Raw genomic sequence first — 11,204 nt, 5'->3', positions numbered from 1 at the left:
CAAGAGGATGCCCATCTTTTGTTGTGGCAAGCAGAATCGCCTGATCTGTAAATTCAGGGTCAATTTCAGCCAGTGAATACAGAACTTCATAGCCATCCGCAGCTGAAATCAGCACGTATTTTGCCAGGTTTTCACCGCGCAGCTTTGCCCCGGTTGTCACGCCTGCTTTTTCAAGAAGTTCGATCAAAGCAACTCCGGCGAACACATGCTCTTTGCCGTCTCGGTCTTTCACCTTGTGACTTACCTGTTTAAAGCCGGCAAAGTCTGTTAGTTTTAGTTTCAAAGGTGTTGTCACTTCGCCACCAATGGAAAGCGTCGCTGTATTTTGGGCGAGGGATGAAAATGTAGCACATAAAATCAGCAGCAGGCCAGCTGCAATGCTGCGTTTGAAAAAATTAGGTTGGAACATAGTTTTAAGGATTCGTAACAGGATGGGGATTAGAAAATGCCGGATTGGTTATGAATGATGAATCGGTTAGCATGCCTAGAAAGGCTGTCAAATCTGCCTTCTCGTCCCATGTCAGAGCCAGGTTTTTGCCACCTGATTCATTGGAAATTTTTTGCAGAAAAGCGCTTAGCGTAGGGCTTTGCCTGATGTGCTCGCTATAATGGTCGAGAACCTGCTCAATGGTTGTAAACCGACCGTCGTGCATGTAAGGAGCAGTGAGCATGATGTTACGGAGCGTCGGAACGCGAAACCTTGCCCGGTCAGCAGCTTGCCCCGTAAACTGCGCTCTGCCAATGTCGTTAGCTATGCTGTCCAGACCGTTGTTATGAAAAAGCTCTTTAAAGGTTTTGACCCCGCCGTGACAATGGCCACAGTTGGCGCCACGGATACCGCGCGTAGGATCTGGGCCATTTTCGAACAGTTGTAAGCCTCTTAACTCCTGAGCAGTCGGCGTATAACTTCCAGCCAAATAGTGATCATAATCCGAGCCAGCGGAAATCAGCGTCCTTTCAAATTGAGAAAGTGCTTTCAGGATTTTGTCTTCCGAAATCAGGCTGCTTCCAAATGCTTTGGCAAAAAGCGGCGGATATAAGGTGGTCTTACTTAGTTTTCTGGCCGATTCGCTGAGTGTTTGGCCCATTTCGTGTTCATTGGTTAATGGGAATTTGGCTTGCTCTTCCAGGCCAGGCGAGCGCCCATCCCAGAAAAAATTGCGAACCCAAAGCAGGTTAGCCAGCGACATGGAGCTCCTGGCGGTTAATGAACCATCCGAGCCGGTGCTGAATGCTTTTCCATCTGTGAAAGCAAGCTTTTGCTGATGGCAGCTTTGACAGGATATGTTGTTTCTGGCTGATAAGGCTTTTTCATAAAACAGCAGCCGCCCAAGATAAACACCTTCCTTAGTAGTAGGATTATCAGCGGGAATAACAAACCGTGAGCCGAAGTTAGCTGGATATAGCAAAACATAAGGCTGGGCATTTTTGCTTTGAAATCCTTGAATAAGTCCGCAAGAAATGAAAACAGCCAGGCCCAAGCTGGCTTTAAGCCAACTTGGGTTACTTTGTAAAGCTGTTTTCAAAATGTTTTTCATCAGGGTGAATACATCCTTAAAAGTGACTGAACACCAGGTTCACAAAGAAATTTCGTCCGGCTTCCGGGAAGCCTTCCACCAAACTGTAGTTGACATCAAAAACATTGTTGAGGCCCGCTTCGGCGGAAATGAATTTGTAAAGCTTCACCGATGCCTTGGCATTGACCAGCGTGTAAGCTTTTGCGTGGGTGCCGTAGCTCGTGCTGTAACGATCACTGTTATGTTCGACACTTGTCAGAATGTTGGCACGCTTCAAGAATGAATAATCCGCATACGCAAAAACCTTGTGTTCTGGTACATTGGTAAAAAGAATGGACGGGTTGGTTTTGTTTTTCCTTTTGATAAAAGAGTAATTAGAACCAATGCTCAGCCCGGAAATGATCCGATAATCCAGACCCGCTTCCGCACCGTAGAACCTAGCCCTTCCTGCATTTTGCAACTGAAAACGTCCCGGTTGCACATTGTCAACCTGCTGAATGATGTCATCAATGTTGCTGTTAAAGACGCTCGCTTGCAGGCTAAGCTTGTCCGCAATTTTGCCCGAATAACTTAAATCCAGGTTGACAGCAGCTTCTGCGCCAAGATCGGGATTGGGAATGGCTTGACCCATCCGGTAAGAATAACGGTCTTTAATGGTTGCAAAACGCGTTTTACGAGCAACCGATCCTTTCAACGAATGATTGGTGCATATATCCCAGAACAAACCGATCTGCGCATTGACTGCATTGTTTTTGCTGTCTTCAAAATTGGTAATTTCCTTGGTTGTTGCATTGTATTCCTGCGCTTTGTCGCTGTTACGCGTGTTAAAACTCACGCCTGGAATAACTGCAAGTTTAGGCGTGAGCTGGTAAGTGTTTTCAATGCCTGCGGACAGGGTATTATCGATATAACCCTGCACCGGCTCACCCAGATCATGCTCCCGGTGTACATCCCGCTTGTACTGCACATTTAGCTTGAAAACGTTCCGTTCCCACACCCGAGATTCATATTCTGCATTGCCGCCAAAGGTGTAATCGTCGTAGAAACTTTGAAACGCGTAGGGTCGGGATTGTTTAGTGTAGGTCGTGTCGTCATAACTAAACAGCTGATTAACAAATGTATCGTAGTAAAAGCGTGTTTTTACTTTGCTTTTTTCACCAACGGCCGTGTTCGAAATAAAATATAAGCTTTGCTTGTTCCACTTCGGCCATTGCCAAAAGCGCGTCATGATCCTGGAATCATCACCTACATAAGGCGGATTGCCTTTTTCTCCTTTTTGGTTGACATAACCGATCACATACTCGTCGGTCGCATTGGGCGTAAATCCTGCCTTCACGCTGAATTTGAGATCATCCCGGTAAGCGTTCGACCGTTCATCGGTCTGCTGGTATCGCCTTTTCTTAAAATCCGCTGACAATGGAAATGTTTCCTGTTTCAACTGAGAAGCGCCTATCTGGTAGAAGAATTTGCCAAACCTCGATCCGGCATTTACATTCCACCGGTAACCGTCACCGCTGAAAATGCCCGCACGTCCATTGATCTCGAACTTGCTGACCGGTTTGCGGGACACCAGATTAATCGCGCCGCCCATCGTGTTCGCTCCGTAAAGGATCGATGCAAAGCCCTTTGAAACATTAATTTCGGCCAAATCAAACGTGGTAAAGCGGCCCATATCCACATAGCCATCATAAGGAACGTAAACAGGAACGCCATCAATGAACACCGGTACCTGGCGCAAGTCAAACCCGCGGACGTAAACCACGGATTCATTTCTTGGACCCACATTGGCAATGCTCACACCAGGCAAAATGTTGAGTGCATTCGAAAGATCGATGCGGTTGAATTTTTCTATCCGCTGGTACGATAGCCTATTGGTGCTTTCTCTTTCCGATATGCCTGAAATCCGGATTTCCCCGAGTTGGAAAGTCCTGCTGGCTGCGGCTGAATCCAATTGCTGTCCGTAAGTCAGCATGGGGAGACAGAAAATTGATAATAACAGGGATAAAGTTGCTTTCATCCAATCGATATGTATTTGTTTACATATCGCAAATATAATGAGTCCTTTTAGATCTCCATCCTAATTTTTAGGATCAAATCAAGTTTAGCAGCTCTTTTTCTGCTTTGGCAATTTCAAGAAATTTTTCGTCCAGCTTCTCGTAGGCTTCCATTACCTGTTTTCCGGTTTCTGTAATGACAGCGCCGCCTCCGCGCGTTCCACCTTTTTGTGTTATTACGTATGGACTCGATCCAAGTGTATTCATGGCGTCAACCATTGCCCATGCCTTTTTATAAGATAAGCCCATAGCCGTTGCAGCTTTGGAAATCGAGCCAGTCTTGGCAATGTGTTTCAGCAGTTCGAAGCGGCCGGGGCCGAAGAATTTTGTTTCATCTATAAAAACCCAGTGGCGTATACGTATCTCAGTTCTTCGGTTCATATCTCAATGCTCACAATTAAATCTCAATCTGCAAAGCTAAGTTCAAATCGGTACAACTTCACATAGCTGTAATCTGGCATAATCAATGGTCAGTGTATCTGATGACACTATAAATGTAACCGCCAATCGTAATCAAAAAATACGGTCGTGGCCGTTGCGGAACTATCCTGACAAATGAATTTGAGGAATTCTAAAATCTGACTTGTGAGATTCTCAAAATTTCAAGGTAAAAGCAATCGAGGACTTCAAAAATGCGCTGATTAAGTGCGCAACGGTCTCTACTGCTGCACTATTTGTCAATTTCCTTTTAAATGTTTTGAGATACTTTTTAAGATTGAAGCAGGTCGCAGCCATTAGCATTACCTTATGTGCCGAGGCTTTTCCTAGAACATTTATTTTGCTTAATCCGTAATAATGAACCAGGCTTCCAAAGACCGGCTCTACCGTACTTTGCCGGACTTGTTTCATCCGTTTCCCTCGCCTGCTTAGTTGTCTTTCATAGGCTCTGTGGTAATAATCTTCATAAGCTGTCGTGAAAATTCTTTTAAATAGGGACTTAGGCGTACAGGATTCTTTTAGAACACAGGGGATGCAATCCTTTTTTGAAGCCCGGTAGTTTTTGATAAGCTTCCCGTCAGATGTCAGATCGAAGCCTTTAAAAGGAATTGTCTTACCCATGGTACAGGTAAAGACATCTTCTTTCCGGTCATAGGTAACCCATTCCCTTTCTGGTTTGTACTTTCCAAAAACAGGAATCCATGGTGTGATATTTCTCAGTTCGAGAAACTCATAGTTAAACCCATTTGAGTACCCTGCATCTGCTATGAGCTCTGTCATCCTAAGCTCGTTCGCTTTCAGTCGGCTTTGAACTTGTAGAGTCATTGCTGGCAGATACTGACTGTCTCTTCCATCTGCAAAGTCGGCCTGTATATGGCTGATTACGCCCTGACCTGTATCTACTGCCATACTGCAGTGATAGTTAAGTTTTCTTGCCTTGCCAGGCTTTACCGAAATACGAGCATCCGGATCATGCGGATTATAATGCGTTTTATTACTGAATAACTGTGCTTTTTCGTGAGAAGCTCCGCTGGCGCCGACCGGATTTTTGCGCAGTTTATCATGAATATGTTTAACACGCTTCAAATGATGCTGCGGAGCAGTGATCAACCCCACCGTGGAAGTTACCGCAGTGCTTGTTTGATTTTGGCTTTCAGTATCTACGGCTTCAAAATGCCTTTCGATAGACTGAAAAGGTCTTTTTAGTTCAAGGCTTTCCATTGAGGCATTCGCCTTAATGGGAGCCGAATCCATGGCTTGAGTATGTCCACTGACCATCCCCTTATCAACACACAAAGCAAATATCTTATTGAAAAGAGCCTCAAAAACGGCAGCTGGATATAATTGTCTGGTCCGACTGATGGTCGAATGCCAGGGTAATTGCTCATCAATATCATAGCCCAAAAAGTAAAGAATGTCCATGCGCATCGAGCAGTGATCGACCAGTTTACGATCAGAGGTTATGTTTTCCAGGTAACCCGTAAGCATAAGCTTGAAGAATACAACCGGGTCAATGGACGGGTTCCCGGTGCTTCCATACAGATCTCTGGTTTCTTTGTAAATGGAGTTCAAATCCAGAGATTCTCTCAACTTCCGATAAAAATTATCCTTTGGAATCCGCTCGGATAACTGGAAGTTCATGAACAGCTTTTCGGAGTAGTTTTTTCTTCCTTGCATTCCTGAAGTTACAAAATTCCAGGCAGTTATGGAAAGGATTTAGGCTGTTTTTCATTGAGTTCTGCAACGGCCACGGTCGTTAAAATGAACTATGGGCGCTTATCGTTTTTGTGATCTAGTGGCGCCACAACTGACAATATCATACGATTAGTTATTGATGGTATGGGTTAAATCGTACTTGGTAAGATAGGTAATGTATCAAACATTGTTAACAGGGCAGGCGGTATTACCGTCATGGTTGTCAACGCATGTCTGGTCCGACATACTTGTTAAACTTGGCGCTAATCTGCCAGCGGCAGGGCTGGTAACCTAATTAAAACGGCGGTCCCCTTGTCTTTCATGGATTTCACACTAAGCTGCCCTTTGTGTATCTCGACAATCTTTTTAGCAATAGTAAGCCCTAAGCCAAAGCCTGGCACATTTCCTACATTGCCTGCGCGCATCATCGGTAAAAAAACATCATCCAGTTCAGCACCCGGGATGCCAATACCCAGATCAGTGATTGTGATAACAACCCACGGTGATTCTATGTCTACTTTTAACTCAACTGCCTTTTGCTTTGAGTATTTACTTGCATTATCAAGGATATTAGTTAGCACGGTACGCAGTAGCGTCGCATTTCCTAAAATCCGGAGATTGAAACTTTGCTGTGTAAAGGTATCTGTCAATACCAGGTCAATCTGCTGGTCCGGGCGCTTCTCGCCAAAGTAGCTGATCGTATCCAGCACCGTATCGACGATGTTAATATCTTCTCGGACCCTGGCCGACTGCAAACCTTCCACTTCCGCTAAATGCAGCAGTGAATTGGCAAGTTCAATGGCACCTTCTAACCTGACCAAAGCCTTTTCCATGCTTTGCTTGACATCGCCCAGCTCTTTGTCATAGGCCAGCGAAGTTTCCAGGATTCCTTTTACAACTGTAAGCGGAGTTCGGATCTCATGTGATGCATAGGAAACAAAGTGCTCTTGACTGATAGCCAACGTGTTCAAACGGCTTAGCAGCTCATTAAAGGAGTTGGCCAAATAGGCAGCTTCATCAGCGCCTTTGCGCCCCTGTAACCGAAATGAAAAGTCGCTCACTGCGGCTGGGTCCATCTGCGCAATTAGCTCATCGAACGGAAGCATGGCGCGTCGCGCAAAGAAAAATCCTGCAAACGCGACTATAACCAGCAAAATGATATTGCCGCTGGCCAGAATAAAAAACAAGCTCTCACTTGCCTGTATTCCGCTTAAATCATGTGCAGTGACGACTGAAACGTAACGTTTTCCATCTACACTAAATGATAAAGCAATACCTTCTTTGAGTGTTTTCAAGGGCTTAGACTTGTAATTGAAATAGACTTCTTCCTTTCTGGCCTCCCTAAGCAATTTGGGTGTGAGCTTATAGTCACTCATTCCCGAAGATTGATAAATAATCTTATTGCTGCTATCTACCAAAAATTCGTGCTGATCAGGAAGGGTCAAATAGCTCGAACGGTGAAATTCAAGCCTGTTTTGGAAATAGAGCTGGCCAGCCACTGCCCTGCGCTGAAGGCGGTTACGCATCAGCGACTGCCGGTAGGATTCATAAGTTTGATAAATGAAAATTGAAAAGAGCAAAAGCAGCAGAGCTACCAGCAAGCCAAAAACGATGGTGATGCGCTGCTTGATACTCATGGCTCTGGCCCCATTAAATAGCCGACCCCAAATACTGTATGCAGCAGCCGCGGTTCGGATTTGTCGATCTTGCGGCGCAGGTAATTCACATACACATCAACTACATTGGTATTGGTGTTAAAATGCACATCCCAGACATTTTCAAGCAAATCTACCCGGTTAATGACCTTACCCTGGTTGAGCATAAAGTATTCCAATAGCGCATATTCCCTGGCAGTCAATTCAACCCTTTCGCCAGCCCGCCAGACCCGGTGCGAATCCGTTTCTACTTCCAGGTCAAGCAGTTGCAGCCGCTTAGGCCTGGGAGCCCGTGATGGGTGGCGTCTTGCCAAAGCTTTCAAACGAAAAAGCAGCTCTTTGAATGCAAAAGGCTTTGCCAGGTAATCGTCAGCCCCTGCCTCAAAGCCTAGCACCTTGTTATCAAGGCTTCCCAGCGCGGTAAGCATGATCACTGGCACTGCCGGCCAGTTCTGCTTAATGAACCTGCAAAGGTCGTAGCCGTTCAATCCAGGCAGATTCACATCGAGCACGACAACATCAAACTTGTTTTCATTGACCATACTTCTTCCGATCACCCCATCGAATGCGACCGACACGGTAGCACCTTCTGACTGCAACCCTTTCTGAATGAACTGTGTAAGTTCCAGGTCATCTTCAACAACTAAGACATTCATGCTGTTTCTGCTGGCTATTTGATGGGGTAAAATTATGAATCGAGATTAGAATATACTTAATAACCAACCCTTCTCACCAAATTCTAATAACCTTCTCAATACCCTCTAATCATGTACCCTTTTAATTTGAAGCCAGTAAGATGTACCCCTAGCGCCAGACAAGGCATACACGATCATTAAATTATGAACCGCTGTTTATTCCAAATACTGTTTTTAATCCTGGTCTTTTACCAGCATCCACCTGCACTGAGCCAAACCCTGAGTTTAGAGGGCGCTGTTGAAGCGACCATCAACCATTATCCTACGCTTGCTGCGCAAAGGTCTGCTCTGGAAGCCTTTCGGGCCAACTTGCAGATTTTGCGGGACAACCGGCTACCCAATGTCAAATTGCATGACCAGATAAATTTAGGAACTGCCAATGGGCTTTCAGGTTCGTATTTTTCAATGGGCCTCATTGTTCCCACGTCAGGCGGGCGACGCCCGGAGAATGAATCTGATTTGGCTTCTGGTAACATTGCCCTGGCTTCTGCCGACTGGGAGGTCTATAATTTCGGCCGATTTGCAGCTGAAAATAGACTGGCCAATGCGGATATCGCAGTAGGAGAGTCAGGCCTGGAGCGCGAACAGTTTGGGCTTCGTCAGGTCGTTATCAAAACATACCTGGACTTGGTTTGGCTCAGGCAGAACCTTAAAATCGAGCAGCAGAATCTTGCCAGGGTTGATACCGTCAGGCGTATCATCAATAGCCTGGTCCAAAACGGCATCCGGCCGGGACTCGACTCATCACTGGCTTCGGTCGAGCTATCGCGCGCTAAGCTAAGCTACTACCAGATGCAGGAAGAGTACCGCAGGGCCAATGTCCAGCTGGCAACACTTACAGGCCGTCAGGTAAACGAATTAGAAATTGATACCACCTTCAATGCAAGCGTACTGCTGGGCGAACCCGCTCCGAGCACAGTACTGTCATCGCATCCACTGCTCAGATACAGAAGTAACCTGCTTACCCGTCAGAATGCGGAAATCGACATGATCCGTAAATCAGCTTTGCCCAGGGTTACGCTACTTACTGCCGTCTCAGCTAGGGGAACAAGCCTTGACATTGACAATAACTTCGGCCCAATTGGCCAGGGCTTTGGGTACAGCCGTACTAATTATTTGGTGGGACTGGCCGCAACTGTCAACCTCATTGATTTCAAAAGGGTCAAGACACGTGCTATCCAGCAGCAGTGGCGTGTCCGCGAAGCTGCGAGCCTCTTGACTGTCGAGCAGGTGCAGCTGCAAAACACCTTGACGATGGCAGACTCTGTGATGTCCTCCATCCGGCTTTCTCTGCGTGAGCTTCCAGTCACGGTAAGATCGGCTACACTGGCCTACCAACAGCGAATGTCTCTTTATAACAATGGGATAGAAAATATCCTGGGCATCACCGATGCTTTACAGCTTTTGACCAGGGTCGAAAAGCAGGTAATTGATGTGCAGCGCCGGGCCGTGGCCGTCAGACTGGAAAAGGCCTATGCTACCAGTGATTTCGAACCATTTTTTGATCTTTTCAGGCGGCCATAACCCTGTATAATATGCTATCAGCTTCATTAAAACGTCCTGTATCAGTCATGGTACTTATTGCGGGGCTCGTTGTCTTCTCGGTTATGTCGGCTAGCCGCATACCGATTGATATTTTTCCACGGCTTAACTCACCCGTTATTTATGTGATCGAGCCCTATGGAGGTATGTCGCCCGCACAGATGGAAGGTTTCTTTGCTACCCGCATGCAGGACCAGTTCCTGTACATTGGAGGAATCAAAGAAATTTCCAGCAAAAGCGTGCAGGGGCTTACTGTTGTTAAGCTGGCCTTTTATGAAGGCAGCGATATGGCCCAGGCCGCGGCCGAAGTCGCCATCCAGGTCAACCGGGCGATGAAATTTTTTCCACCGGGCGCATTGCCCCCGCAGGTGGTTCGTTACGATGCTTCCTCCGTTCCCATCGGAGATCTGGTTTTCAGCAGCAAAACAAGATCGCTCAAAGAGATTCACGAACTGGCCGTTACCAGGATCAGGCCGCTATTCTCAACTGTTCCTGGACTTACTGCACCGCCACCGATCGGTACCAACTCGCGGACGATCGTCATCAACCTTGATCCGCAGAAAATCCGTAGCCTGAACATTTCGCCTGACGAAGTTGTGGAAGCCCTTGCTGCCAACAACGCCATGACCCCTTCTGGAAACATCAGGATTGGTAACACTTCCTACATCACTACACTCAACTCGCTGGAAGATCAGGTATCGGACTTTGGCCAGATCCCGGTCACTACCGATGGGCACCGTACCGTATTTCTTCGCGACCTGGGTAACGTGGCTGATGCGTCTGATGTGACGGCAGGCTACGCGCTGGTCAATGGCAGCCGCTCCTCTTACATCCCGGTTGTAAAAACCGCTGATGCATCCACCTGGGATGTAGTTACTGCCTTGAAGGCGCGGCTTCCGGAAATGCGCAGTCTCTTGCCCGACGACATTGAAGTGGCTTACGAATTTGACCAATCTGTCTTTGTAATCAATTCTGTCAAAAGCCTTCTTTTCGAGGGGGGGTTGGGCGCCATTTTGACGGGTCTTATGGTGCTGTTGTTTCTGGGCGACTGGCGCTCTTCCCTTATTGTAATCATTACGATCCCTGTCTCTATCGTCGCTGCTGTGCTGATGCTAAGTCTTGCAGGTCAAACGATCAACATCATGACTTTGTCGGGTTTGGCTTTGGCCATCGGTGTTTTGGTGGATCAGGCCACGGTGACCATTGAAAACATTCACCAGCACATTGAGATGGGCAAGCCCCAGAAGCAGGCCATTTATGATGCCTGTAAAGAAGTGGCGCTGCCGCTGCTGCTGATCCTGCTTTGTATCATTGCTGTTTTCGCGCCATCCTTTATTATGTCGGGCGTACCGCGAGCGATGTTTTTGCCGCTGTCGCTCTCGATTGGTTTCGCCATGACGGTATCCTATTTTCTGGCCCAGAGCCTGGTGCCGATTCTTGCTAACTGGATGCTGAAAGAGCATGTGCATGAGAAACCCGCTGGTGCTGAACCTAAGGTTACCTTTTTTGACCGGGTACGGGGCGGCTTCATGCGCCAGAACGAGCGTTTCGTCAAAAGCAACAAATTGGTCGTTGGCATTTACCTGGTGCTGATTTTTGCACTGGCAG

9 protein-coding genes are annotated in these 11,204 nt (G+C 46.9%); 2 read left to right on the top strand and 7 right to left on the bottom strand.

Annotated elements, in window-relative coordinates; genetic code table 11:
* The 7 genes from ACTIE6_RS06975 to ACTIE6_RS06945 form a co-directional block, all read right to left on the bottom strand.
* The coding region (locus ACTIE6_RS06975; protein WP_439555949.1) for a molybdopterin-dependent oxidoreductase at nt 1–409 on the bottom strand (409 nt) is incomplete at its 3' end.
* Nucleotides 410–413: 4 nt separating this feature from the next.
* Nucleotides 414–1,538, bottom strand: a complete 1,125-nt coding sequence (locus ACTIE6_RS06970) for a cytochrome-c peroxidase (RefSeq protein ID WP_439555948.1) — start codon at nt 1,536–1,538, stop codon at nt 414–416.
* A gap of 16 nt (nt 1,539–1,554) precedes the next feature.
* A complete protein-coding gene (locus ACTIE6_RS06965; protein WP_439555947.1) occupies nt 1,555–3,534 on the bottom strand; it encodes a TonB-dependent receptor plug domain-containing protein in 1,980 nt (659 codons plus the stop codon).
* A gap of 73 nt (nt 3,535–3,607) precedes the next feature.
* On the bottom strand, nt 3,608–3,952 hold the full coding sequence (locus ACTIE6_RS06960) for a winged helix-turn-helix domain-containing protein (protein WP_439555946.1): 345 nt from the start codon (nt 3,950–3,952) through the stop codon (nt 3,608–3,610).
* Nucleotides 3,953–4,165: 213 nt separating this feature from the next.
* Complete coding sequence (locus tag ACTIE6_RS06955) at nt 4,166–5,686, bottom strand: IS1182 family transposase (RefSeq protein ID WP_439555945.1); 1,521 nt, start codon at nt 5,684–5,686, stop codon at nt 4,166–4,168.
* 281 nt (nt 5,687–5,967) lie between these two features.
* The gene (locus tag ACTIE6_RS06950; protein ID WP_439555944.1) at nt 5,968–7,341 is read right to left on the bottom strand and encodes a sensor histidine kinase; all 1,374 of its coding nucleotides are present in this window, start codon (nt 7,339–7,341) and stop codon (nt 5,968–5,970) included.
* Nucleotides 7,338–8,015 (bottom strand): response regulator transcription factor, encoded by a 678-nt coding sequence (locus ACTIE6_RS06945; protein WP_439555943.1) that lies wholly within the window; start codon nt 8,013–8,015, stop codon nt 7,338–7,340. Before ACTIE6_RS06945 ends, ACTIE6_RS06950 begins: the two co-directional genes overlap by 4 nt.
* Before the next feature lie 183 nt (nt 8,016–8,198).
* Here ACTIE6_RS06945 and ACTIE6_RS06940 point away from each other — a divergent pair, with 183 nt between their 5' ends.
* Both ACTIE6_RS06940 and ACTIE6_RS06935 read left to right on the top strand, forming a co-directional pair.
* Nucleotides 8,199–9,578, top strand: a complete 1,380-nt coding sequence (locus ACTIE6_RS06940; protein WP_439555942.1) for a TolC family protein — start codon at nt 8,199–8,201, stop codon at nt 9,576–9,578.
* A 47-nt stretch (nt 9,579–9,625) separates the two neighbouring features.
* The coding region (locus ACTIE6_RS06935) for an efflux RND transporter permease subunit (RefSeq protein WP_439555941.1) at nt 9,626–11,204 on the top strand (1,579 nt) is incomplete at its 3' end.

The organism is Dyadobacter sp. (assembly GCF_051859145.1).
GTDB lineage: Bacteria > Bacteroidota > Bacteroidia > Cytophagales > Spirosomataceae > Dyadobacter.
This window is presented reverse-complemented; position numbering and strand designations above follow the sequence as displayed.

Excerpts from the sequence above, each read along its gene's own strand:
- ACTIE6_RS06950 (WP_439555944.1), bottom strand. The coding sequence starts at position 7,341 with ATGAGTATCAAGCAGCGCATCACCATCGTTTTTGGCTTGCTGGTAGCT.
- ACTIE6_RS06970 (WP_439555948.1), bottom strand. The coding sequence starts at position 1,538 with ATGAAAAACATTTTGAAAACAGCTTTACAAAGTAACCCAAGTTGGCTT.
- ACTIE6_RS06965 (WP_439555947.1), bottom strand. The coding sequence starts at position 3,534 with ATGAAAGCAACTTTATCCCTGTTATTATCAATTTTCTGTCTCCCCATG.
- ACTIE6_RS06945 (WP_439555943.1), bottom strand. The coding sequence starts at position 8,015 with ATGAATGTCTTAGTTGTTGAAGATGACCTGGAACTTACACAGTTCATT.
- ACTIE6_RS06960 (WP_439555946.1), bottom strand. The coding sequence starts at position 3,952 with ATGAACCGAAGAACTGAGATACGTATACGCCACTGGGTTTTTATAGAT.
- ACTIE6_RS06955 (WP_439555945.1), bottom strand. The coding sequence starts at position 5,686 with ATGCAAGGAAGAAAAAACTACTCCGAAAAGCTGTTCATGAACTTCCAG.
- ACTIE6_RS06940 (WP_439555942.1), top strand. The coding sequence starts at position 8,199 with ATGAACCGCTGTTTATTCCAAATACTGTTTTTAATCCTGGTCTTTTAC.